The following is a 25,094-nucleotide window of genomic DNA, read 5'->3' on the forward strand; positions in this document are numbered from 1 at the left end:
GATCACGTCGTCGAAGATGGCGTGTGGTGCCTAGTCACGACCGATTCCTAGCCGGCAGGGGATTACGCTATGGTTTTGAAGTCATTATCGGAGGAGGACCGCGCCAAGGCGCGGGCCAAGGCCCTGGTCTCGCGGACGCGGCGGGCCGAAGTGAAAAAGAACTTCGGCAGCGGCAACCTCGGGATCACCGACCTGCTCGAACTCGCCCGGACCGATGAGGCCGTGGGACGCTTACGTGTCGCGGACCTGCTCGAGTCGGTGCCCGGAGTCGGGACGGTCAGGGCCGCAGCACTGATGGATCGCATCGGCATCTCGGCGAATCGCCGGCTGCGTGGCCTGGGTCGCAAGCAGCAAGGTGCCCTGCTGGCCCACTTCGCCGACACGCCGCCGCACGCAAAAAAGTAACAAAGGACACCATGCCGGCTTCCAGCCATCCGACCGTCACCGTACTCGCGGGCCCCACAGCCGTGGGCAAGGGGACCATCTCGACCTACATCCGTGACCATTACCCGGAGGTCTGGCTGTCCGTCTCGGCGACCACCCGTGACCCGCGACCCGGCGAGCAGGACGGTGTGCACTACTTCTTCGTCGGCCCCGAGGCCTTCCAGGAACTCGTGGACTCCGGGGACATGCTCGAATGGGCCGTCGTCCACGGGCGCAACAGCTACGGCACCATCCGCACCAAGGTCCAGGAGGCGGTCGCCGCCGGGCGCAGCGTCCTGCTGGAGATCGACCTGCAGGGGGCACGCCAGGTCAAGAAGTCGATGCCGGAGGCGAAATTCGTCTTCCTGGCACCTCCGAGTTGGGACGAACTGGTCCGCCGACTCATCGGTCGCGGCACCGAAACGGCAGACGAACAGCAAAGACGGCTCGATACCGCTAAACTGGAACTTGCTGCCGAACGGGAATTCGACGTCACCATCGTGAATGACGACATCCAGCGTGCAGCCGACGAGCTGGTTTCCCAGATGGGGCTGACACCGCACCAGCGGTAGGCAGTACCCGCCGGCACCGACGAACACCACACAGAATTTGGAGGATTCGTGTCCACGAACCTTGAAGGCATCATCAACCCGCCGATCGACGAGCTGCTGACCACCACCGATTCGAAGTACGCGCTGGTCATCAACTCGGCCAAGCGCGCACGCCAGATCAACGCGTACTACTCGCAGCTGCACGAGGGCCTGTTCGAGTACGTCGGCCCGCTGGTCGACACCCAGCTCAACGAGAAGCCGCTGTCCATCGCCCTGCGCGAAATCAACGAGGGGCTCCTGCAGGTCAACCCGATCGCCGCAGAAGCCGCCGAGTAGCACCGAAGCCGTGACGGCCCAGCAGCGCATCGTCCTTGGAATAGGCGGCGGCATCGCCGCCTACAAGGTCGCGGCGCTGCTGCGGTTGTTTAAGGAGTCGGGACGTCACGTCGACGTCGTCCCCACGGAGGCGTCGCTGCAGTTCGTCGGCCGCGCCACCTGGGAGGCCCTCTCGGGCCGTCCGGTGCATACCGGTGTGTTCGAGGCGGTCGAGGACGTCAACCACGTGCGCCTGGGGCAGGAGGCCGACCTGGTCGTCATCGCCCCGGCCACCGCCGACCTGGTGGCCCGCCTCGCCGCGGGGATGGCCAACGACCTGCTCACCAACACGGTGCTGGCCAGCCGCGCCCCGGTCATGATCGCCCCGGCCATGCACACCGAGATGTGGGAGAACCCCGCCACCACCGCCAACATCGCCACCTTGCGCTCCCGGGGCATCACCGTCGTCGACCCCGGTGTCGGACGGTTGACCGGCAAGGACTCCGGCCCCGGCCGCCTGCCGGAAGCCCAGGAGCTCTTCGACGCGGCCCAACGCCTGCTGGCGGCCGCCAGCCACCTGGTGGGCCCGCGCACCGACCTGCCCCTGTCCGGGCGTACCGTCGTCGTCTCCGCCGGCGGCACCCGCGAACCCCTGGATCCGGTCCGTTTCCTGGGCAACCGCTCCTCCGGAAAACAGGGCACAGCGGTCGCCCGTGCCGCCCTGGCCGCAGGTGCCACCGTGAAACTGATCGCCGCCCATCTGGAGACCGGCGTTCCCCCCGGCGTCGAACTGGTGACCGCCTCCACGGCACTGGAGCTGCGTGACGCGGTGACCGCTGCCTGTGAGGGGGCAGACGCCGTCGTCATGGCCGCTGCGGTCGCCGACTTCCGCCCGGCAGACTATGCCGACTCCAAGATCAAGAAGAAGGGCGACGACGGGGCCCCCACGCTCACCCTGGTGCGCAACCCTGACATCCTCGCCTCGCTGGTGGACCAGCGACGCGAGGATCCCGCTTCCGGACCGGCGGTCATCGTCGGATTCGCCGCCGAAACCGGGGACGACGACGGCTCCGTCATGGACCATGCCCGGTCCAAGCTGGCCCGCAAGGGGTGCGACCTGCTGGTCGTCAACGAGGTCGGCGCCACGTTGGGCTTCGGCACCGAGGACAACACGGTGACCATCCTCTCCGCCGATGACGCCCCGGAGGTCCACGTGGCCGGCACCAAGGACGAGGTCGCCGAGGCCGTTGTCACGGCGCTGGCCGCCGCGTTGAACCGGTAGAGTGGACGGGTGACTTCCCAGAATCCCGCCCTGCGTCTGTTCAGCTCCGAATCGGTGACCGAGGGCCATCCCGACAAGATCTGCGACCAGATCAGTGATGCCATCCTCGACGCCATGCTCACCCAGGACCCGAACTCGCGGGTGGCCGTGGAAACCCTGACCACCACCGGGCTGGTCCACGTGGCCGGGGAGGTCACCACTGCCGGATACGTCGAGATCCCGCAACTGGTCCGCCAGACCATCCTGGACATCGGCTACGACTCCTCGGCCAATGGCTTCGACGGCGCCCGCTGCGGTGTCTCGGTCTCCATCGGACAGCAGTCGCAGGAGATCGCCGACGGCGTGTTCAACTCCTGGGAGATGCGTGAGGGGTCCGGGCTTGACCCGCGTGACGCCCAGGGTGCCGGCGACCAGGGCATCATGTTCGGCTACGCGTCCGACGAGACCCCCGTGCTGATGCCCACCCCGATCTGGCTGGCCCAACGGCTCTCCGAAAAGCTCACCCAGGTCCGCAAGGACGGATCGCAGCCATTGCTGCGCCCGGACGGCAAGACCCAGGTCACCATCGGTTACGACGGCGACATCCCCGTCTCGGTCGAGACGGTCGTCGTCTCCGCCCAGCACGCCCGCGAACTCGAACTGGACCAGTTGCGCACCGACCTGCTCGAACTGGTCGTCAAGCCGGTTCTGGCCGGCACCGAGCTGGACATCTCCAACACGCGCATCATCCTGAACCCCTCAGGCCCGTTCATCATCGGCGGCCCCGTGGGCGATGCCGGGCTGACCGGACGCAAGATCATCGTGGATACCTACGGCGGCTTCGCCCGCCACGGCGGCGGTGCCTTCTCCGGCAAGGACCCCTCGAAGGTCGACCGTTCCGCGGCCTATGCCATGCGCTGGATCGCGAAGAACGTCGTCGCCGCGGGCCTGGCCCGCCGTGCCGAAATCCAGGTCGCCTACGCGATCGGCGTCGCCCGCCCCGTCGGGCTCTACGTCGAGACCTTCGGCACCGAGACCGTGGACCCGCTGCGCATCGCCGACGCCATCGAGGCGGTCTTCGACCTGCGCCCGCTGGGCATCATCGAGGATCTGGACCTCAAGCGCCCCATCTACCAGCGCACTGCGGCCCACGGCCACTTCGGCCGCGAGGAGCCCGGCTTCACCTGGGAGCAGACCACCCGCGTCGACGCATTGCGCAGCTACTTCAACCTCTAGGGGGCCCCGGTGGACCGGTCCGCGGACGAACCCGGGCAGCCCACGCTGCTGCAGGGCTTCGACCTCCGCGGACCGCTGCCCGGCGGGATCACCGCCGCCGCCACGCTGCCGGTGGCCCGGGTGCTGCTCGAGACCCAGGTGCCCCATCTGGACCGGCTCTATGACTACCTGGTCCCGGCCGAGCTCGACGCCACCGCCGTCCCGGGCGTGAGGATCCGGGCCCGGTTCGGCGGGCAGGAACTGTCCGGGTACCTCCTCGAGCGGCTCGCCGAGACCGACCCCGGGGTGAAACTGCAGCCACTGGGCAAGGTCGTCTCCACCGAGATCGTCCTGCGCGAGGACGTCCTGGCGCTCTGCCAGGCGGTCGCGGCACGCTACGCCGGCACCGTCCCCGACGTGATCCGCTCCGCCATCCCGCCGCGCATGGCCCGGGTGGAAACCGAAAAAACCCAGGACGCAGTGTCGGCCGGCACCAGCGTCCCCGACGCCGACCCGGGCACCCGGGAACCGCCGTCGTGCCTTCCCGCCTACGACGGCGGTGCCTCCTACCTGCAGCAGCTTGCCACCGGGGGATCCCCCCGGGCAGTGCTCACCGTCATCCCCAACCAGCCCGGGGGCTGGCCGGCCCTGATCACCGAGGCGGTGCGTGCCTGCCGTGACTCCGGTCGGGGTGCCCTGGTGGTGGTGCCCGATGCCCGGGACCTGGACCGTGCTGCGGCCTCGCTGTCCGCCGCGTTGGGGGAGGCCGACGTCGCACGGCTCAGCGCCGAGGACGGCGCCACCTCCCGATACCGGGCCTTCCTGAGGATCGCCCGCGGCCATGCCCCGGTGGCCGTCGGGACCCGCTCGGCAGCCTACGCGCCCGTCCACGACCTGGGCCTGGTGGTGCTTTGGGAGGACCAGGACTCCAGCCACGCCGAGGCCAGGGCGCCCTACCAACACGCCCGCGAGGTCCTGCTGCTGCGTGCCGCGCAGGTTGGATGTGCGCTCCTCGTGGCCTCCAGCTCGCGCAGCGCCGAGGCCCAGCGCCTGGTGCTCACCGGCTGGGCGCCCGAACTCATGGCGCCCCGGGCGGTGCTGCGTGCCCAGGCACCCCGGGTGACCGCCAGCTCCGACTCCTTCGAGCAGGAACGCGACCCCGTGCTGCACGCCGCCCGGCTGCCCCGTATCGCCTGGTCGACGGCAGCCCGCGCTCTGGAACACGGGCCGGTGCTGGTCCAGGTCGCCCGGACAGGTTTCCTGCCGGCGGTCCGCTGCGAACGCTGCCGGGAGCCGGCCCGCTGCACCGAATGTGCGGGCCCCCTGGCGCTCGAGCACACGCACGCGGTCCCCGGCTGCCGCTGGTGCGGCAGGCAGGCACCGGGCTGGACCTGCCAGACCTGCGGCGGGCACCAGTTGCGTGCCGCGGCGATTGGCGCCGACCGCACCGCCGAGGAACTGGGGAGGGCTTTTCCGAAGGTCCCGGTCATCAGCGCCACCGGCGAGCACCCACGCCTCTCCGTTCCCTCGTCCCCGTCGCTGGTGGTCGCCACCCCGGGGGCCGAACCGGTCGCCGTCGGGGGATATGCTGCCGTGCTGCTGCTGGACGGGGACCGCATGCTGGCCCGCGATGAATTGCGCACCGGCGAGGAGGTGCTGCACCGCTGGCTCGCCGCGGCGTCCCTGGCCAAGCCGTCCCGTGAGGGCGGGGTCGTGGTGGTCGCCGCCGCCGATTCGGATCCGGTCAAGGCCCTGGTGCGGTGGGATGCCGCGGGCTTCGCCGAACGGGAGCTGGGCCTGCGCCGCGACCTGGGGCTGCCTCCGGCCGTGCGCACCGCTGCCCTGTCCGGGCCGGCGACCGCTGCGGACGCCTTCGCCGGGGCACTGGAACTCCACGAGACGGTGCGGCTGACCGGACCGGTGATCGAGGAGGACGGGGTGCACCGGTGGCTGCTGTTCTTCCCCTACGGGCAGGGGGCGCAGGTCACCGCCGAGCTGCGCCGCGTCAAGGCGCGCGCCTCGGCCAACCGCGACCCGGTGGTCAACGTCCGGGTCGACGCGCAGGGACTCCTCTAGGAGAGTTGTCGCCTAGTCGACAAGAAACAATTCAATGAAGTGCGCGGCCTCCGCCGGGCGCTCGTAGTGGATGAGATGGCCCACGCCGGCGATGATCTCGATCCGCGCCTGCGGGAAGGCGGCGGCGAGGGCATACTGCCCGGGCACCGAGCCGAGGTCATCGAGCTCACCGACCACCAGCAGCGTCGGGGCGGTGATCTCCGGTGCAACATCGCGCACCGTGTCCCGGATCGAGGACGCGAAGGACTCCTGCAGGCTGCTCCGGTTCGCGAACCTGCTGAAGTAGCGCCGGTGCTGATCCACCACGTACGCCTGCGTGGCCGGATCACCGGAGGTCCCCATCATGGCCGACATGACGTCCACCACCAGTCGGCTGCGCAGCACTGCCAGTCCCAGTGGCTCGGGCAGCATCCGTCCGGCGGCGTAGTAGCCGGCGGCCAGCCGGGAGAACAACGCCTGCCGGCCCTCCAACGCGGGCTCGCAAATGGGGTTGACCAGGACCAGGCGGGCAAAGGCCCCGGGGTATGCCGCTGCATGAAACGCCGCCACGATGGAGCCGAAGGAGTGGCCCAGCAGCGTCGTGGATTCCGGCAGCCCCAGATCGGCGCGCAACACCTCGATGACCCCCGCGTAGGTTGCGGCGTCGTGGACGGAAGCGGTGAATGCGGTGGAGTCCCCGAAGCCCGGCAGATCGGGTACGACGACGGTGTAACCGGGCAGATGACGGACCAGCAGGTCCAGGCCGTGGTGGTCGCCGCGGAAACCGTGGATGGCCAGGATGATCCCGTGTGAGGGGCCCGACGCCGGATAGGTCCTCACCACCATCTCGGATCCGAGGTGGTGGTGACGGGTGGTGAAAGGCACGCGGCGGGCGGGGGATTCGCTCATGGGTCGAGCCTATCGGGCCGGTGCCCCCGGTCGGTGCCGGAGGCGCCAGGCGGTCCGTGGTTCAGCGCAGCAGCCGCCAGGCGGTGCCCTCGTCGACGACCAGGTCGGTCATCAGCCGCCCCTCCAGCGCCCCGCGCAGGGCCGGCAGCTTGCCACGGCCTGCGACCACCGCCAGGCGCTGGGGAATCCGGCGCAACTCGGCAAGACGCGGTCCGGTCGCCCGGTCGTTCATGGCGATGTCCTCGTCGCTGCCATCGCTGCGGTAGAACACAGTTGCCACGTCACCGACGACTCCCTGCTCCCGCAGCGCCCGCGCCTCCTGGGTGCTGACGTAACCGCCGCGGTAGATCTGGCTGGGCACTGCCGAGTCGATGGACCCCAGCCCGAAGACCGCCAGGCTGATGTCCCGGTGGGTGTCCAGCACCCGGATCACGGAACGCTCCTTCCACATGGCGGCGCGCGTCTCGGCCCGGTCGAAGAACGCCGGCACGGGGAACTGCTCCACCCGGGCAGTGAAGGCGGTGCCGAAGCGGAAGAGGATGTCGCTGGCGTAGGAGATGCCGGTGGTCTGCGGGTTCGCAGCGCCATTGAGCTGGACGAAGACCGTGTCATGCGTGGGCTTGTGCACCAGGTGCTTGCTCAACGCACTAAGCGTCGAGCCCCACGCCAGCCCCACCGTCATGCCGGAGGAGATCAACGGCTGCACCACGTGGGCAGCGTGGGCGGCGACCCGTTCGAGCACCTCCGCCTCGCTGAGCGAACCATCAGTGGGCACCACCTGGGCGCGCACCCCGAACCGCTCCTCGAGGTCCCTTACCAGCGAGGTGGCCCGCCCCCGGGGCGGGTTCAGTTCGATCTTGACCAGCCCGGTGCGCTTGGCCAGGGAGAGCAGCCGCGACACCGTGGACCGGGAAACGCCCAAGTCACGGGCGATCGCCTCCATGGTCAGGTCCTGGACGTAGTAGAGCTGGGCGGCACGCAGCGCGTCGCGCTCCCGCCGGTCGCCGTTCGTGTGGCGTACGCCATGCACAATCGGTTCACTGCCCCGGGCCGTCGAGCCCGCGGGATGGTCATCACGACCCATGGAATGGCTCCCTTTTGCACATATGTGCATCTCAATTGACCGCTAGGTGCTGCACTCACCAGACTACTTGGCGGTAGCCCGATACGGGATTCCCAGCACCACCTCGCAGCAAAGGATCGATCAGCGTGCCATCCACCCCAGCAGTCCGCCCGTCAGTTTCCACCCTCCGCGACCGGCCCCAGGCCCAGGTCCTCGTCGTCGGCGGCGGCATCAACGGTGTCGCCACGTTCCGGTATCTGGCCCTGCAGGGCATCGACGTCGCACTGGTTGAACGGGGGGACTACTGCCAGGGCGCCTCGGGCGCCTCCTCACACATGATCCATGGCGGCATCCGCTACCTGGAGAACGGCGAATTCCGCCTGGTCCGCGAGTCGGTCCAGGAACGCAACACCCTGCTGGCCATCGCCCCGCACTACGTCAAGCCGCTGCGCACCACCATCCCCGTCTTCTCCACGTTCTCCGGGATCCTCAGCGCCCCGGCCCGATTCCTCACCCACCGCAACGGAAAACCCCAGGAACGCGGTGCGCTGCTCATCAAGGCCGGCCTGATGATGTACGACGCCTTCGCCGGCTCCGGCCGCCTGACCGAACGCCACCGCTTCCACGGCCGGCGCCGCGCCCTGGCCGACCTGCCCGCGCTGCGCCGCGACGTGAAGTACGCGGCCACCTACTTCGACGCCTCCGTGCACAACCCCGAACGACTGACCCTGGATGTGCTGCACGACGGGCTGGCAGCCAACCCGGACTCGCGTGCTTCCAACTACCTCTCACTCGTCTCCGAGCACGACGGCGTTGCCCGGCTGCGCGATGAGCTCACCGGCGGGGAATTCGACTTCACTGCGCCGGTCATCGTCAATGCCACCGGCGCCTGGGTCGACCAGACCAACGAAACCCTGGGGCAGGAGAGCCGGTTCATGGGGGGGACCAAGGGATCCCACATCGTCCTGGACAGCCCCGAACTGCTTGCCGCCTGCGGTGGCCGGGAGATCTTCTTCGAGCACAGCGACGGACGTATCGTGCTGATCTACCCGATGGGGGACCGGGTGTTGGTCGGCACCACCGACCTCGAAGCCGACATCACCCAGCCGGCACGTTGCACCCCCGAGGAAGTCGACTACTTCTTCGAGCTCATCAACCACGTCTTCCCCGATGTTGCCGTCTCCCGCGACGAAATCGTCTACCGCTTCTCCGGCGTCCGGCCACTGCCGCGTCACGACGACACCCAACCAGGGTTCGTCTCGCGTGACTACAGGATCGAACAGCGCACCGGAGGGCGGGGCACCACGGTGCTCAGCCTCGTCGGCGGAAAATGGACCACCTTCAGGGCCCTCGCCGAGCACCTCGGAGCCGAGGCGCTGGGCGCCCTCGGCCGGTCCGCGGGACCGGACACCCGGTCGCTGGCCATCGGCGGTGGGGTCGACTACCCGCGCAACGACGTTGAACGCGAACGTTGGATCTCGGCGCGGACGGACCGGGCACCGCGCGAGCGTGTCTCCGTCCTGCTCGAACGTTATGGCACCCGCGCCGACGAGGTCCTGGCCGTCTGCGGTCCGGATGATGCCCCACTGCGCCACTGCGCCGAACTGAGTGTCGATGAGCTCGGGCACATGGCCCGGAACGAACAGGTCGGACGGCTGGTCGATGTGTTCATCCGCCGCACCTCGCTGGCCTTCCGGGGCCTGGTCACCGCCGGGCTCATTGACGAATGCGCGGAGATCCTGGCGCCGCTGCTCGGCTGGGATGCCGAGCGCAGCGAAGCCGAGCGCTCCGATGCCCGCCGTGTCCTGTCCGAAGAGCACGGCGTCAACTTCACCCAGGCGGCTGCCTAGGCCTCCTCCCCGTCGGGCGGCGCACAGAAGCGCCGCCCGGCCCCAGAATTTCCGCGCCGGCAACGACCGGTGAGTCGGAAAGCCGCGGGGCATCACCAGGTGCCCCGGGCCTCGCCTCACAACATAGGAGTCAACGATGTCTCTGCATGTCTTCACCGCCGAAATGCTCGGCACCATGATGCTGTTGCTACTGGGCGGGGGAGTCGTTGCCAACGTCTCCCTGTCCGGTTCGAAAGGCCATGGGGGTGGCACCCTGATGGTGAACTTCGGTTGGGGTCTCGGCGTTTTCGCCGGTGTCTTCGTTGCCGCCGCCTCCGGCGCCCACCTGAACCCGGCCGTCACCATCGGGCTGCTCGTGAACCCCGACGTCACCGAATATGCCCCCGGAGTGGACAAGACCTTCATCACCACGATGCTTTACTTCGCAGCGCAGATGATCGGGGCCTTCCTCGGTGCCGTGCTGTGCTGGGCGTCCTACCGGCAGCATTTCAATGCCGAACCGGATCCTGCCACCAAGTTGGGCGTCTTCTCCACCGGACCGGCCATCAAGGGCAAATTCTGGAACCTCGTGACCGAGATCATCGCCACCTTCGTGCTGGTCTTCGTGATCTCCGGGCTCGGCAAGACCCCGCACCAGTTGGGCCCCCTGGCCGTCGGTTTGCTGGTGGTCGCCATCGGCGCCTCCCTGGGTGGACCCACCGGATACGCCATCAACCCGGCGCGTGACCTCGGCCCGCGCATCGCCCACGCCATCCTGCCGATCAAGGGCAAGGGCGGCAGTGACTGGGGCTATTCCTGGGTACCCGTCGTCGGACCCCTGATCGGTGGGGCCATCGGCGGAGTGGCCGGCGCAGGGCTCTTCTAGACCCAGCACGGCCCGCCGCGCATCGCCGGTGTCCCAGACTCGCAGCAGACGAGGCATGGGGTGCGCATGACCGCGGCAGCACTCCCCACAACCGGTATCTCGAAGGGAAAACCCATGAGCCAGTACATCATCGCCATCGACCAGGGCACCACGAGTTCACGTGCCATCATCTTCGACCACGATGGCTCCATCGTCTCGGTCGGGCAGAAGGAACACGAGCAGATCTTCCCCAAGGCGGGTTGGGTCGAGCATGACGCCACGGAAATCTGGACCAATGTCCGTGAAGTCGTCGGTAGTGCCCTCTCCAAGGCCAACCTGACCCGGCACGACATCGCGGCGGTCGGCATCACCAACCAGCGCGAAACCACGGTCGTCTGGGACAAGAACACCGGAAAGCCCGTGTACAACGCCATCGTCTGGCAGGACACCCGGACCCAGAAAATCGTCGACGAACTCTCCGCCGATGGGGGTGGGGACCGCTACAAGGACCGCGTCGGGTTGCCGCTGGCACCGTATTTCTCGGGCACCAAGGTCAAATGGATCCTGGACAACGTCGAAGGCGTACGGGAGCGGGCCGAGGCCGGTGACCTGCTCTTCGGCAACACCGATACCTGGGTGACCTGGAACCTCACCGGGGGAACAGACGGCGGCATCCACATCACCGACGTCACCAATGCCTCCCGCACCTTGTTCATGGACCTGGAAAAGCTGACGTGGGACGAGGGCATCCTGGCGGACTTCGGTGTCCCGGTGTCGATGATGCCCGACATCAAGTCCTCTTCGGAGGTCTATGGAACCGTCCATACCAACCAGCTGCTGCGCGAAGTCCCCGTCGCCGGGATCCTCGGCGACCAGCAGGCTGCGACCTTCGGACAGGCGGCGTTCTCGGCCGGCGAAGCCAAGAACACCTATGGCACGGGTTGCTTCCTGATCTTCAACACCGGCGAGGAGATCGTGAAGTCCTCCAACGGGCTGCTGACCACTGTTGCCTACAAGCTCGGTGACGAGAAGCCGGTGTATGCCCTCGAGGGGTCCATCGCCGTCGCCGGATCCCTGGTGCAGTGGTTGCGCGACAACATCGGCATGATCTCCTCGGCTGCCGAGGTGGAGGAGCTGGCCGCCGAGGTGGAGGACAACGGGGGCGTCTACATCGTCCCGGCGTTCTCCGGATTGTTCGCCCCGTACTGGCGTCCGGATGCCCGCGGGGCCATCGTGGGCCTGACGCGTTTTGCCAATCGCTCCCACATTGCCCGCGCCGCCATGGAGGCCACCGCCTTCCAGACCCGTGAGGTCCTGGACGCCGTCAACGCCGACGCCGAGGTCCCGCTGACCGAACTGCGCGTCGACGGGGGCATGGTCGCCAATGAGAGCCTGATGCAGTTCCAAGCCGACCTTCTCGGGGTGCCCGTCGTCCGCCCGGAAGTCACTGAGACGACCGCTTTGGGTGCCGCCTATGCTGCTGGTCTGGCCGTGGGCTTTTGGAAGGACCGTGATGAACTGCGGGCCAAGTGGGCCGAAGACACCCGCTGGGAGCCGTCCATGGAGCAGGAAGAGCGCGAACGGCAGATGCGCCTGTGGAAGAAGGCCGTGACCAAGACGTTCGACTGGGTCGACGAGGACGTGCAGTAACGACGTTTCAACTGCAAGGCAGGACCCCGGCACCCCTGCGGTGCCGGGGTCCTGCTGTGCTGTAGACTGGCCCCATGTCAGCAGTCCTACGTCTTTCCTAGCCGGGATCACCTTCCCGGCTGCCCCTTGTATGCCAAGGGGCTTTTTCGTGTCAGGCTTCCGTCGCCTTTTCCAAGGTGTCGTTGGCCGGGACTGGACGACCCACATATTCTGCACTACCAGAAGGCGTACACATCGTGAGCACAGAGGCACCCGGAACCGCGGATACTGGCATCAGCTACAGCTTCAGGGAACTTGAAGCCCGATGGGAGTCCGTGTGGGAGGAACTGGGTGTCTTCACCCCGAAAGATGATGGATCGGCCGAACGCCGGTACGTCTTGGACATGTTCCCCTACCCCTCCGGTGATCTGCACATGGGTCACGCAGAAGCCTTCGCCATGGGCGATGTGGTGGCCAGGTATTGGCGTCAGCTGGGATACGACGTACTGCATCCGATCGGCTGGGATTCCTTTGGACTGCCGGCGGAAAATGCTGCCATCAAACGTAACGCCCACCCCGCCGAGTGGACGTACGCGAACATCGACACGCAGGCCGCTTCATTCAAGCGCTATGCCATCAGTGCGGACTGGTCCCGACGCCTGCACACGTCCGATGCCGAGTACTACCGCTGGACACAGTGGCTCTTCAAGCGCTTCTATGAGAAGGGGCTGGCCTACCGCAAGGACCACCCGGTGAACTGGTGCCCGAAGGACCAGACTGTCCTGGCCAACGAGCAGGTCGTGAACGGCACCTGCGAGCGATGTGGCACCGAGGTGACGAAAAAGTCGCTGAACCAGTGGTATTTCAAGATCACCGACTACGCCGACCGGCTGCTCGATGACATGGAGGCGCTGAAGGGACACTGGCCCGAGCGGGTGCTGGCCATGCAACGCAACTGGATCGGGCGGTCCGAAGGCGCCCACGTGGACTTCGTCATCGAGGCCCCGCAGGAATCCGGTGAAGAGCGCGCGGTGACCGTTTTCACCACGCGTCCCGACACCCTGCACGGAGCAACGTTCTTCGTGGTGGCCGCTGACGCGGCCCTCGCCGACGAGATCGTGGCGCCGGAACACCGTGAGGCACTGGCCGCCTATCAAGAGCAGGTCAAGGCGCTCTCGGAAATCGAACGGCAGTCGACCGAACGCACCAAAACCGGTGTTTTCCTGGGCCGCTATGCCATCAACCCGCTCACCGGAGCCCGGCTTCCCGTCTGGGCTGCCGATTACGTGTTGGCCGACTACGGAACCGGAGCCATCATGGCGGTTCCCGCGCACGACCAACGCGACCTGGACTTCGCACGCACTTTTGACCTGCCCGTCCGGGTGGTCGTTGAAACCGGTGAGGAGGACCCTGCGGTCAGCGGCGTCGCCGCGACGGGAGAGGGGACCCTGGTCAATTCCGGGGAACTCGACGGGCTGGGCAAGACACAGGCGATTGCCCGCGCCGTGGAAATTGTCGAAGCGGCCGGCACCGGCCGACACACGGTCAACTACCGTCTGCGTGACTGGCTGCTGTCCCGCCAGCGCTTCTGGGGCACCCCGATCCCGATCATCCACTGTGCAGACTGCGGTGAAGTCCCGGTCCCCGACGACCAATTGCCCGTTCGGCTGCCAGATAACCTGCGTGGAGAGGCCCTGGCCCCCAAGGGCACGTCCCCCTTGGCAGCGGCTGCAGACTGGGTCAACGTTTCCTGCCCGTCCTGCGGCGGACCGGCGCGGCGCGACACCGACACCATGGACACGTTCGTGGACTCGTCCTGGTACTTCCTGCGTTTCGTCTCCCCGGATTGCACCGAGGGCCCTTTCGACCCCGAAGCGGCACGGAATTGGATGCCCGTCGGCCAGTACGTTGGCGGGGTGGAACACGCGATCCTGCACCTGCTGTATGCCCGCTTCTTCACCAAGGTGATCCACGATCTCGGCTTGCTCGAGGCCACCGAGCCTTTCTCCGCCCTCTTGAACCAAGGCCAGGTTCTCAACGGCGGCAAGGCCATGAGCAAGTCGTTGGGCAACGGCGTGGATCTGGGCGAGCAGCTGGACCGTTACGGCGTCGACGCCGTGCGTTTGACCATGATTTTCGCGTCCCCGCCGGAAGACGATGTCGACTGGGCCGACGTCTCGCCAGCTGCCGCCGGCAAGTTCCTTGCCCGGGCCTGGCGCATGGCCCAGGACGTGGCAAGTTCCGTCGGCACCCCGCCGGAGACCGGTGACTGGGCCTTGCGTGCGGTGACGCACCGCGCCGTGGCTGAATCCGCCGAACTGCTGGATGCCGGCAAGTTCAATGTCGTGGTCGCCAAGCTGATGGAACTGGTCAATGCCACCCGCAAGGCCATTGACTCGGGAGCCGGTCCGGCAGATCCCGCAGTCCGGGAGGCTGCTGAAGCGGTGGCCGTGATCTTGAGCCTTTTCGCGCCCTACACGGCCGAAGGCATGTGGGAGCAGCTTGGCCACGAACCGTCAGTAGCCAACGCTGGTTGGCCAGTCGTTGATCCAGACCTGCTGGTCCAGGACACGGTGGTGGCCATCGTGCAGGTCAAGGGCAAGGTCCGCGATCGTTTGACAGTGCCAGCAGATATCACCGAAGACGAGCTGCGCGAACTGGCGCTCGCCTCGGAGTCGGTGCAGCGGGCATTGGACGGTCGCGAACTGCGCACCGTCATCGTCCGCGCACCGAAACTCGTGAATCTCGTCCCGGCCTCCTAGGGTAGGGACATGGCACCAGCCCAGCGACACGAGGATCCAGCCGGGGCCCGCCCCGAGCGGCATCCCGGGTTTCTGGATCGGCTGCTTCCGCGTGAGCGACGCGCGCGTGAGCGCCTTCAGCGGTCCCGGATTGCTGTCGTCACCGATACGGCGGCAGCATTGCCCCAGGCGTGGGCAGACGCACATGCTGACCGGCTGCGGGTCGTCCCCATGCCCGTGATGATCGATGGACAGATCTACACCGAAGGCCTGGATGATGTGGAGACAGCGCTGGCACTGGCGCTGGCCACCGGTGGCACCGTGAAGACATCTCGACCTGCACCCGGGGCGTTCCAACGCGCCTACGAGTCCCTGGAACGCGCCGGCTATGACCAGATCGTTTCGTTGCACCTGTCCAAGGAGCTCTCCGGGACCGTGGATGCTGCCCGCTGGGCCGCTGAACAGGTCGCGGTACCGGTGTCTGTCCTCGACAGTCGGACGGTGGGCTTGGCACAGGGGCTGGCCGTCATGGACACTGTCTTGGCCGCCGAAGCGGGACTTCCCCTCGCTGCCGTGGAGGCCGTCGCAAGGCAAGCCGAGAGCTATGCCATTTGCTTCGTCGTGCCGAGCCTGGAGCAACTACGCAAGGGAGGCCGGATCGGAACGGCGGCCAGCATGTTGGGCACCTTGTTGGCCGTGAAGCCCCTGCTCGCCGTCCAGAACGGTCGTGTCGTGGTCCGGGAAAAAGTCAGGACCACGCCCCGGGCAATGGCACGTTTGGTCGAGATCTCGCGCGAGGCCGCAGATGCCGCTCCAGCCGGAGTACGGGTCGCGGTTCACTATTTTGGCAATCCTGATCAGGCAGACGAGCTCCGGGCCGAATTGGAAAGCTCCACCGGCGAGGACATCCTGTGTGAACCCCTGCCCTCGGTCTTGGCAGCACATGCAGGCGCAGGCGTGCTGGCCGTGGTGATCGCCCCGCTGGCCACTCCGGAGACGGCCACGACGCCTAGTGACGATACCGAAGCCCCGGACGCGGAAACACATCCCTCGACCGGTACTTCGGCTGAGGCCGGAACCCGGGAATAGTCCCCATCGGATCCCTGACGGGGCCGCCAGTTCGCCGTGGTTCACGGATCTTCCCTCCACAGGCACACCCGACTGCCATCTATCCACACAGTGACGCCGCAGACCCGAGATAGCTGGCACGCGTTCCTAGGCTTCAGGCATGGTTCGACACCGTTGGGAATTACGCACCGACCCGACACCGGGCCGCGATGGGGGCCCCCGTTTTCGCTTCAGAATCGGCCGGGGAGCGATCATGTGCCTCCTGTTCACCGCCGTCATCTGGATTGCCGCCAGTTTGCTGTTCCACCCGCCCGAAGGCGCGGGCGAACAACTGGGCGCGGTGGATATGGACCCAAGTGCCGCCACGGGTTCCTCCATGTCCGTCCCGGCCACGAACCCGACACCGGCCCGTGCTTCGCCGACTACGACCGCTGATAAGCGGGCCGATAGCGAGAACCAAGCAAGCAAACCGCCGCAGGAAGTCGTCGTCCACGTCGCCGGAGCCGTGAAAAAGCCGGGGGTATATCGTTTCGCGTCCGGTGCCCGGGCCGGCGATGCCGTCGAGAGGGCCGGCGGGTTGGCACCACACGCCGTCGCATCGGCCGTGAACCTGGCCGCGCCCCTGCAGGACGGTGAACAGCTGTACTTGCCGACACGGGACGAGGTCGGTGCTCCGGGCGCCACTCCCCACGCAGGATCATCGTCAGTCGCCCCAAAGGCCGGCGGGGGAGACGTTGGCCCGGGGGAGGGGATCGACATCAATAGCGCGGATGCAGCCGAGTTGGAGCAGCTTCCCGGCATTGGTCCGGCACTTTCGGCGCGGATTGTGGAATTCCGCAGCGCCAACGGTCCCTATTCATCCCTGGAGGAGCTCGACGCCGTGCCCGGTATCGGACCGGCGATGATGGCCCGTCTCGAACCTCTGGTCAGGTTCCGGTGAGCCCAGATCATCGTGCGTCCGCGCCCACCACGGAACCACGCGGGGACAACCGGGGCATCGTTCCCCAGATGAGAGCTGGCGGATCGGTCCCATCGTCACGTCGGATCCACTCATTGCTTCTCCTCCTGCGGCCCATCCTCCGTTCGTTCACCTCGCGCCCCGGGGGACAAGAGGGGGCCGAGGGCGACGGACGACTCGATCTGCGCAGCCTGTCCATCGCGGCAACGGCGTGGACTTCCGCCTGGGTTCTCGTGCAAATGGACCCTGGTGTTTCTTTGTTGTTGACGGCCATTTTGGGTGCCATGTTGGCGATGTTGTATTGGCTGCTACTTCGAAACCGCGGGATCATCGCGTGGTCCCATCATTGGTGGGCCCCGGTGGCCGCAGCCGCGGTGGGGGCCTTCCTGGTGGCCGCCGGGATTTCAACCCACGTTTTGGCGCAACGCGATCCGACATTTGGTGCGCTGGCCGATGCAGGGGCGACTATTCGCTTCACGGCCGCGGTCACTGGTGATGCCCGAACCATGCAGTCCTCGTACGGCAACGTGTCAGGGGAGTCGCTCGTCGGTGCGGAACCGTCCTCGGACGCCAGCGAACCACTGATGCTCGTCGACGTCCGCGTGGACCGGTACACCGCTGATGGCCATTGGCACGCGGGGGCAGCGGAGGCCGTCCTGGTCCTGAGGTCGGAGCAGTGGCAGCAGGACGGCAGGCCAACTGTCGGACAAACCGTGAGCGGGCTGGGACGCCTCGCTCGCGCCGAGCCTGGTGACAGGCAGGGCTATTGGTTACAGGCCTCCACCACTCTTGCCCCAGTCGACGGAGAAGGCCGGAGACTACCCACGGAGGACTGGCGTGAACGCCTCGCAGGCGCAGCCACCATCCTTCCGGGGGAGGGACCGGCGCTACTTCCCGGGATGGTTATGGGAGATCGAACCGCCCAGTCCGAGGAACTTTCCGCCGACATGAAAACTACAGGCCTGGCCCACCTCACAGCCGTCAGTGGAGCAAACGTCGCCATGATCCTCGGAACCGTCCTCTACGCTTGCCGGTTCTTTGGCATCAGGCGGTGGCCGTCACTGGGCCTATCACTGCTCCTGCTGGTGGGCTTCGTGATTCTGGTGCATCCCGAACCGAGCGTCATCCGTGCCGCAATCATGGGGGCCATCGGCGCATTGGCCGTCTACGCTGGGCGCGGAAAACAGGCGCTGACGACGCTCTGCATCTGTGTAGTCCTGATCCTGGCGTGGGACCCCTGGTACGCCCGCGAGCCAGCTTTCCAGCTCTCCGCCTTGGCAACGGCCGGAATCGTTCTGATGGGGCAGCGCCTGGCTGGGCTGTGCCGTCACATCATGCCCGGCTGGCTCGCCGACGGTGTTGGAATCAGCACCAGCGCACAATTGTTCTGCTTGCCGGTGCTTTTGGGCATGAGCTCCACGTTCAGCCCCTATTCCGTCCCCGCCAACGTCCTCGCCGCACCCCTGGTACCCGTGGTGACCGTTGCCGGGACCGCAGCCCTGCTGTTGGCAGGGCTGCCCGGCCCATGGCTCCAACCATTCATCTGGGTGGCAGGAGTTCCGGCCAGCTGGATCGGTAGCCTGGGCCACCTGGTCGCCGGGTTGCCCGGATCAGCGCTGGCCTGGCCCGAGGGGCCAGCCGGGCGGGCAGCCGGAGTCCTCGTTTCCGTCCTGGCGCTGATGGCGGTGTGGCTGGCTTCCACGCCGCCCGTGGACGAGAACGCCGCATCCCACGGTTGGCTGGGCGACGTGGGCACCATCGGAAGGCGCACTCGTGCCCTGATAAACAGGGTGCCTCTCTCAGGCGACCTGTCTGGCTGGGGGCGTCGTGGCGCGGCGATCAGCGTCGGGGCCGCCGGCCTGGGACTCCTCGCCGGGCTGACGATGCCGACTACCGCACTGTTGCCCGCACCCTCGGGCCCGTGGCAGCTTGCTGCCTGCGATGTGGGCCAGGGCGATGCGTTCGTCCTGCGCTCTGGTGCCCATAGCGCGGTCCTGGTGGATACCGGTCCCGATCCCGCCATGGTCGACAATTGCCTGACGGAGCTGGGGATCCGGGACATCGATGCGCTGTTCATTACCCACCTGCACGCGGACCACGCCGGTGGACTGTCCGGAGCCGTCAACGACCGGACGGTAGGACCTGCGTATTTTTCCACGGGAACGGAACGCACCACGCTTCCTGGTCTGTCTCCGGACCACGAAACCAGTGAACCGCCGGCCGGCACCAGGGGTACTGCCGGAACTGTTAGCTGGGAGATCCTCGGCCCCCTTGAGGACCCCGTCGGAGAAGAAGAAAACAATGCCTCCCTGGTCGTCGTCTTCACCCTTGAAGGCGACGTCGGGCGTCCGTTCACGATGCTCGCCACCGGCGACATGGAATCCGAGGCGATGGGGGCAGTGCTCCGGGCGCATGAGGACCTCCATGTTGACGTTCTGAAAGTCAGCCACCACGGAGCGAAGAACGGCGGTAGTGCAGTCATTGCTGCCAGCGGTGCCCGCGTGGCTCTCATCGGTGTCGGAGCGGATAATACCTACGGGCACCCCGCTCCCAGTATCCTGCAGGCCCTGCGAACCGCCGGAATCGAAGCTTTCCGCACCGACCTACACGGCACCATCCGGTTGCAGGAAACGGCCACTGGCCAACTCGTCGTCCATGGGCACAGTGCAGGCTGAGGGGACGATAGGATTCAATGTCAGACTCCAACGGAAGGCGGAACATGGTGGCCACCAAGCCTGCAGGCAGCTCTCGGTCCTCGGGAGCCCGATCGGGTCCCGGGACACAGTGGCGCCAGGCCGTCCCCGCACCGCTAGTCCTGTTGCAGGGGCCGGAAGCCTACGTCGCGGGGCGGGTCCTCGACTCCATTCGCCAGCAGGTCAAGGAACGAGATGGCGGCGCCGAGGTCACCGCGTTCGACGCCTCGACCTACCAGCGCGGCGAACTCCTCCTGGCAGCCAGCCCCTCACTTTTCGGTGATTCCAAGGTGATCGAGGCGACGGCACTGGCGACAATGAACGAGGACTTCCTCGAGGACATCCTCGCGTATGCCGCATCCCCGGCGGACGACGTCGTCATGGTCCTGCACCATTCCGGCGGCAACCGCGGGAAGAAGGTCCTCGACGCACTCAAGGCAGCCGGTGCACACGTCATCGACTGCCAACCACTCAAGAAGGACGCGGAGAAGGCCGAATTCGTCTCGCAGGAATTCAAGGTGGCCCGCCGCCGCATCCTCCCCGACGCAACTCGTGCACTCGTCTCGGCGGTGGGTTCGGACCTGGCGGAGCTCGCTGCCGCCTGCACCCAATTGGTGCAGGACACCACCGGTGAGGTCGACCAGGAAACCGTGGACCGGTACTTTGGCGGACGTGTCGAGGCAACGGGTTTCAAAGTTGCGGATGCGGCTCTCTCGGGACGCGGTCCGACGGCTTTGGGCACCCTGCGGCATGCCCTGGCAACCGGAACCGACCCGGTTCCCATCGTGGCGGCACTGGCCATGAAGTTGCGTCAAGTCGCGAAGGTGGCCGGACAGCGCAAGTCCTCCGGAATGCTGGCCAAGGAACTCGGAATGGCCCCCTGGCAAGTGCAGCAGGCCCAAGAGCAGGCGCGGTACTTCTCCCACGATGACCTCGTACGGTGCCTGCGCCTGGTGGCCGAGGCCGATGCACAGGTCAAGGGCGCCTCACGCGATCCGCAGTACGCCGTGGAACGAGCCGTCACCGGTATTGCACTAGCGGCCAGGCGCTAACCCCCACGCCGGCCAGGCGGGCGTCAGTATTGACGCTGGTTAAGCAGCTGAGGCCGCCACCAGATATCTGGTGGCGGCCTCAGCCGTTCAAACTTTGACGTGCCTTAGAGCGCGTTGACCTTCTTGGAGATGGCCGACTTGCGGTTGGCAGCGTTGTTCTTGTGCACGACACCCTTGCTGACAGCCTTGTCCAGCTTGCGGCCGGCGGTGGCAAGGGCAGCCGAAGCTGCATCCTTGTCGGAGGCTGCAACGGCCTTGTCGACCGAGCGGATGGCGGTCTTCAGCTCCGAACGCACGGCGGCGTTGCGGGCGCGGGCCTTCTCGTTGGTGAGAATGCGCTTCTTCTGGGACTTGATATTAGCCACTTGTATAAACTCTCTTGCTATCGCGGAAAATGGTCGGTGAGGGATCCCTCCCGAGCCATCGACTGAGCGGCGTGGGGATACCTATGGCGACCCGGGAGAAGTGCCCGTCGACCTGCGCGGACACACAGCAAGCAATCTTAGCAGGGATGCCCGATCCCCGCGATTCGAGAACCAACCCGGCGGGTCGCGGGCGGATGCCCACGGTCCGCCGAAGATGACCTGCGCTCAGGAGCGGGAGAGGGCCGCGGCCACCTGATCGAAGGCGGAACGTCCGAGGACTGCGCCTTCCCGGCGGATCCCCTCGGGATCGATGCGGATGATCCTGTCCACCTTGGCCTCGCTGGGCCGCCGCTGCCGATCCCAGGGGCCGGTACCCACGTCCACATAGTCCTGGTCCTGGTGTCCCGGACGATCGTGGTCCTTGGAGGTGAGCATCAATCCGAGCAGGGTTCCGCCGTCGTGCCCGATCAGGAGCACTGGGCGGTCCTTCCCCTGGGAATGGTCCTCTTCATAGGGGACCCAGGCCCACACGATTTCTCCCGGATCGGGGTGGCCGTCGGGCTTGGGGTCGTACACGGGCCTGACCGGGCCGGTGTAGTCGCCCGGGTAGGCCCGATCTCTTCAACCGCCGGAGCCGTCTCCACTGGGCTTCTGGCCGGGGCTGCCTTGTCCGGAACCGGTGGGGCCGGCAGGCGGTTGTCCGCCTTGGGAGGGCCCCTGATCGCGCTTCTGGCTGGACTGGTAGGACCGGAAAGCCTTGGTGCCCAGTCGCACCAACCGGCTGATCATTCGTGGATTGATCTGCATGGGGCCACGGTAACAGCGGGACGCCACACCCGCGAGGACGGAATCCGGTGCGTCCGAATCATGGAAGAATGGTGTTTTGCGGTCCATCCGCAAGCAGTTCGACATCCAACAGCCCCAGAGCGAGGTCACCCACGTGTCACCCATGGCCCGCACCGCCCCGGTGCCTGCCGCCACCGATCCGGCGATCATCAGGAACTTCTGCATCATCGCCCACATCGACCACGGGAAGTCCACCCTGGCCGATCGGATGCTGCAATCCACGGGCATTGTCTCCCATCGGGACATGAAGGCACAGTACCTCGACCGCATGGACATCGAGCGCGAGCGCGGCATCACCATCAAGTCGCAGGCCGTGCGCATGCCCTGGGAGGTCGACGGGTCGGCCTACGCGCTGAACATGATCGATACTCCCGGCCACGTTGACTTCACCTACGAGGTATCCCGCTCCCTGGCCGCTTGCGAAGGCGCCATCCTGCTGGTCGACGCTGCCCAGGGCATCGAGGCACAAACCCTGGCCAACCTCTACCTCGCCATGGAAAACGACCTGACGATCATTCCCGTCCTGAACAAGATCGACCTGCCGGCCGCCCAGCCCGAGAAGTATGCTGCGGAGCTCGCCGGCCTGATTGGCGGCAAGCCCGAGGATGTCCTGCAGGTCTCAGGCAAGACCGGCGTTGGCGTTGAGGCCCTTTTGGACAAGATCGTGAGGGATCTTCCGCCGCCGGTCGGCAACGTCGATGCACCAGCGCGCGCCATGATCTTCGACTCCGTCTACGACACCTACCGTGGCGTCGTCACCTATGTGCGTGTCGTCGACGGCCACCTCTCGCCCCGCGAGAAGATCCAGATGATGTCCACTCGTTCGACCCATGAACTGCTCGAGATCGGTGTGTCCTCGCCGGAGCCGACGCCCAGCAAGGGACTTGGGGTTGGTGAAGTCGGCTATCTGATCACCGGCGTCAAGGATGTCCGCCTATCCAAGGTCGGCGATACCGTCACCACCTTCAACAAACCTGCCCAGGAATCCCTGGGTGGATACGAGGACCCCAAGCCCATGGTGTTCTCGGGTCTCTACCCGATTGACGGCTCTGACTACCCGGTTCTGCGTGACGCCTTGGACAAGCTGCTGCTCAATGACGCGGCACTGACCTTCGAGCCCGAGACCTCTGTCGCCCTGGGATTCGGCTTCCGCGTCGGCTTCCTGGGCCTGCTGCACCTGGAGATCACCCGCGAGCGACTCGAGAGCGAGTTCAACCTCGATTTGATCTCCACGGCACCCAACGTCGTCTACGAGGTGATGACCGAAGACAAGTCCATGGTCACTGTGACCAACCCGAGCGAGTTTCCGGCCGGCAAGATCATGGAGGTCCGTGAGCCGATGGTTGCCGCGACCATTCTCACCCCGAACGAATTCGTGGGTGCGGTCATGGAGCTCTGCCAGACCCGGCGTGGGCAGATGCGTGGCATGGACTACCTCTCCGAGGACCGGGTGGAACTGCGGTACTGGCTTCCCCTGGCAGAAATCGTGTTCGATTTCTTCGACATCCTGAAGTCCAAGACCCGCGGCTATGCCTCCCTCGACTGGAAGGCGGATGGCGAACAGGTGGCAGACCTGGTCAAGGTCGATATCCTCCTCCAGGGCGAGCAGGTCGACGCCTTCAGTGCGATCACGCACAAAGACAAGGCCTACGCCTATGGGGTGCTGATGACCAGCAAGCTGCGCGAACTCATCCCACGCCAGCAGTTCGAGGTCCCCATCCAAGCGGCCATCGGATCGCGCATCATCGCGCGCGAGTCCATCCGGGCCATCCGCAAGGACGTCCTCGCCAAGTGCTACGGCGGTGACATCTCACGTAAGCGCAAGCTGCTCGAGAAGCAGAAGGAGGGCAAGAAGCGCATGAAGATGGTTGGACGTGTCGAAGTCCCCCAGGAGGCATTCATCGCGGCGCTGTCGTCCGACGGGTCCAAGGACAAGGCCAAGAAGTAGCGTCCATGCCCTCTGTATTACCCCTCGGGGACCCGGCTCCGGCCGATGGACTGCTTCCTGCCAGCACCCTTGACGGTGCAACGGAGCGCGACTTCTGCATCTACGTCCACATCCCCTTCTGCGCGGTGCGGTGCGGTTACTGCGATTTCAACACCTACACCGCGCACGAACTCGGCTCCGGTTCCAGCCAGGACACGTATGCCGCAGCCGCGTCGGCGGAGTTGGAATTCGGTGCAGGTGTCCTGCGAACGAGCGGACTTCCCCCACGAGAAGTCTCAACGGTGTTCTTCGGCGGCGGCACGCCAACGTTGCTTCCAGCCGCCGACCTGGTCGCCGTGTTGTCGACGATCCGCACCACCTGGGGCTTGCGGGAGGGCGCTGAGGTCACGACTGAGGCCAACCCGGATTCCGTCACCCCCGAATCGTTGGCGACACTGGCCCAGGCGGGCTTCACCCGTGTCTCCTTTGGCATGCAGTCGGCGGTTCCCCACGTCTTGAAGACCCTCGACCGGACCCACCGCCCCGAACGGGTGGGTCAAGCCGTCCAGTGGGCCCGCGAGGCAGGCCTTGATGTCAGCGTCGACCTGATTTATGGAACACCGGGGGAGTCTCTGGCTGACTGGCGCACCTCCCTGGAGACCGCACTCTCCTATGAACCGGACCATATCTCGGCCTATGCACTCATCATCGAGGACGGCACCCGCCTGGCCGCGCAGATCCGCCGGGGCGAAGTGCCCGATATCGATGACGACGACCACGCAGACAAATACCTACTGGCCGACGAATTGCTCACGGCCGCAGGCTTCCAGTGGTACGAGGTCAGCAATTGGAGCCGCAGCGAAGCCACCCGGTGCCGCCACAACATGGCCTATTGGAAGGGCGCCGACTGGTGGGGAGCCGGACCGGGGGCGCATTCGCATGTTGGGGGGCTGCGCTGGTGGAACGTCAAGCACCCTGCTGCGTACCAGCAGCGAGTGGATGCGGGCGTTTCCCCGGCCGCCGGCCGGGAGACACCGGATGAGCAGGCACGGTTGCTGGAGCGGACCATGCTGCTGACCCGGATCGTCGACGGGCTACCCACCAGCGAGTTGCCGGCATCCGGGCGACAGGCGGTGGCAGGACTCATTGCCGACGGCCTGGTCGAGGGACCGGAAGCGGTTCGTGGAACCGTGATCCCGACCCTGCGCGGCCGCTTGCTCGCCGATACGATCGTGAGGCGGCTGCTCGATTTCTGAGCGGCGCCGCGCCAACAAAAGGATCCCCGGGACACATTGGCCCGGGGATCCTTTTGCTTGATGTCAGTGGTGG

21 protein-coding genes are annotated in these 25,094 nt (G+C 66.5%); 16 read left to right on the forward strand and 5 right to left on the reverse strand.

Features of this window, described 5'->3' with window-relative positions; genetic code table 11:
• Positions 1-69 precede the first annotated feature (69 nt).
• From mihF to ABD088_RS06460, 6 genes are read left to right on the forward strand one after another with little or no spacing between them, the layout of a single operon-like run.
• Positions 70-405, forward strand: a complete 336-nt coding sequence (gene mihF / locus ABD088_RS06435) for an integration host factor, actinobacterial type (RefSeq protein ID WP_343900882.1) — start codon at positions 70-72, stop codon at positions 403-405.
• 11 nt (positions 406-416) lie between these two features.
• A complete protein-coding gene (gmk, locus tag ABD088_RS06440; protein ID WP_343900883.1) occupies positions 417-995 on the forward strand; it encodes a guanylate kinase in 579 nt (192 codons plus the stop codon).
• A gap of 48 nt (positions 996-1,043) precedes the next feature.
• Positions 1,044-1,310: a DNA-directed RNA polymerase subunit omega gene (gene rpoZ, locus ABD088_RS06445; protein ID WP_343900884.1), complete on the forward strand. Its 267-nt coding sequence runs from the start codon at positions 1,044-1,046 to the stop codon at positions 1,308-1,310.
• A gap of 10 nt (positions 1,311-1,320) precedes the next feature.
• Positions 1,321-2,571, forward strand: a complete 1,251-nt coding sequence (coaBC, locus tag ABD088_RS06450) for a bifunctional phosphopantothenoylcysteine decarboxylase/phosphopantothenate--cysteine ligase CoaBC (protein ID WP_343900885.1) — start codon at positions 1,321-1,323, stop codon at positions 2,569-2,571.
• A 9-nt stretch (positions 2,572-2,580) separates the two neighbouring features.
• Positions 2,581-3,786, forward strand: coding sequence for a methionine adenosyltransferase (gene metK, locus ABD088_RS06455; RefSeq protein ID WP_343900886.1), 1,206 nt, complete (start codon positions 2,581-2,583; stop codon positions 3,784-3,786).
• Positions 3,787-3,795: 9 nt separating this feature from the next.
• Positions 3,796-5,841: a primosomal protein N' gene (locus tag ABD088_RS06460; RefSeq protein ID WP_343900887.1), complete on the forward strand. Its 2,046-nt coding sequence runs from the start codon at positions 3,796-3,798 to the stop codon at positions 5,839-5,841.
• A 12-nt stretch (positions 5,842-5,853) separates the two neighbouring features.
• Here ABD088_RS06460 and ABD088_RS06465 read toward each other — a convergent pair whose 3' ends face one another.
• The gene (locus ABD088_RS06465; protein ID WP_343900889.1) at positions 5,854-6,729 is read right to left on the reverse strand and encodes an alpha/beta fold hydrolase; all 876 of its coding nucleotides are present in this window, start codon (positions 6,727-6,729) and stop codon (positions 5,854-5,856) included.
• A gap of 61 nt (positions 6,730-6,790) precedes the next feature.
• Positions 6,791-7,813 carry a sugar-binding transcriptional regulator gene (locus ABD088_RS06470; RefSeq protein ID WP_343900891.1) on the reverse strand — a complete coding sequence of 341 codons (1,023 nt, stop codon included), beginning with the start codon at positions 7,811-7,813 and terminating at the stop codon, positions 6,791-6,793.
• A 125-nt stretch (positions 7,814-7,938) separates the two neighbouring features.
• Between ABD088_RS06470 and ABD088_RS06475 the strand changes: the two genes are divergently transcribed.
• The 8 genes from ABD088_RS06475 to holA all read left to right on the forward strand — a co-directional run bounded on the left by ABD088_RS06475 (position 7,939) and on the right by holA (position 20,627).
• Entirely contained in the window at positions 7,939-9,642 is a 1,704-nt protein-coding gene (locus ABD088_RS06475) for a glycerol-3-phosphate dehydrogenase/oxidase (protein ID WP_343900892.1), read from the forward strand.
• A gap of 136 nt (positions 9,643-9,778) precedes the next feature.
• Positions 9,779-10,507: an MIP/aquaporin family protein gene (locus ABD088_RS06480; protein ID WP_343900893.1), complete on the forward strand. Its 729-nt coding sequence runs from the start codon at positions 9,779-9,781 to the stop codon at positions 10,505-10,507.
• A gap of 114 nt (positions 10,508-10,621) precedes the next feature.
• A complete protein-coding gene (gene glpK / locus ABD088_RS06485; protein ID WP_343900894.1) occupies positions 10,622-12,136 on the forward strand; it encodes a glycerol kinase GlpK in 1,515 nt (504 codons plus the stop codon).
• A 182-nt stretch (positions 12,137-12,318) separates the two neighbouring features.
• Positions 12,319-14,877: a leucine--tRNA ligase gene (gene leuS, locus ABD088_RS06490; protein ID WP_372711138.1), complete on the forward strand. Its 2,559-nt coding sequence runs from the start codon at positions 12,319-12,321 to the stop codon at positions 14,875-14,877.
• A 9-nt stretch (positions 14,878-14,886) separates the two neighbouring features.
• The gene (locus tag ABD088_RS06495; protein WP_343900897.1) at positions 14,887-15,945 is read left to right on the forward strand and encodes a DegV family protein; all 1,059 of its coding nucleotides are present in this window, start codon (positions 14,887-14,889) and stop codon (positions 15,943-15,945) included.
• A gap of 232 nt (positions 15,946-16,177) precedes the next feature.
• Complete coding sequence (locus tag ABD088_RS06500) at positions 16,178-16,864, forward strand: ComEA family DNA-binding protein (RefSeq protein ID WP_343900898.1); 687 nt, start codon at positions 16,178-16,180, stop codon at positions 16,862-16,864.
• Positions 16,865-16,977: 113 nt separating this feature from the next.
• Entirely contained in the window at positions 16,978-19,557 is a 2,580-nt protein-coding gene (locus ABD088_RS06505; protein WP_343900899.1) for a ComEC/Rec2 family competence protein, read from the forward strand.
• Positions 19,558-19,601: 44 nt separating this feature from the next.
• Entirely contained in the window at positions 19,602-20,627 is a 1,026-nt protein-coding gene (gene holA / locus ABD088_RS06510; RefSeq protein ID WP_343900901.1) for a DNA polymerase III subunit delta, read from the forward strand.
• 104 nt (positions 20,628-20,731) lie between these two features.
• Here the strand turns inward: holA and rpsT are convergent, their stop codons facing one another.
• From rpsT to ABD088_RS06525, 3 genes are all read right to left on the reverse strand, one after another.
• Positions 20,732-20,992, reverse strand: a complete 261-nt coding sequence (gene rpsT / locus ABD088_RS06515) for a 30S ribosomal protein S20 (RefSeq protein WP_343900903.1) — start codon at positions 20,990-20,992, stop codon at positions 20,732-20,734.
• Between the two features lie 225 nt (positions 20,993-21,217).
• Positions 21,218-21,568, reverse strand: coding sequence for a type II toxin-antitoxin system PemK/MazF family toxin (locus ABD088_RS06520; protein WP_343900905.1), 351 nt, complete (start codon positions 21,566-21,568; stop codon positions 21,218-21,220).
• Positions 21,569-21,613: 45 nt separating this feature from the next.
• Entirely contained in the window at positions 21,614-21,799 is a 186-nt protein-coding gene (locus tag ABD088_RS06525; protein WP_343900907.1) for a hypothetical protein, read from the reverse strand.
• A 133-nt stretch (positions 21,800-21,932) separates the two neighbouring features.
• Here ABD088_RS06525 and lepA point away from each other — a divergent pair, with 133 nt between their 5' ends.
• Both lepA and hemW read left to right on the forward strand, forming a co-directional pair.
• The gene (lepA, locus tag ABD088_RS06530; RefSeq protein ID WP_343900953.1) at positions 21,933-23,786 is read left to right on the forward strand and encodes a translation elongation factor 4; all 1,854 of its coding nucleotides are present in this window, start codon (positions 21,933-21,935) and stop codon (positions 23,784-23,786) included.
• Positions 23,787-23,791: 5 nt separating this feature from the next.
• Positions 23,792-25,021, forward strand: coding sequence for a radical SAM family heme chaperone HemW (hemW, locus tag ABD088_RS06535; RefSeq protein WP_343900908.1), 1,230 nt, complete (start codon positions 23,792-23,794; stop codon positions 25,019-25,021).
• Positions 25,022-25,094: the final 73 nt, after the last annotated feature.

It is taken from the genome of Arthrobacter rhombi (genome assembly GCF_039526245.1).
Taxonomy (GTDB): Bacteria; Actinomycetota; Actinomycetes; order Actinomycetales; family Micrococcaceae; genus Arthrobacter_H; species Arthrobacter_H rhombi.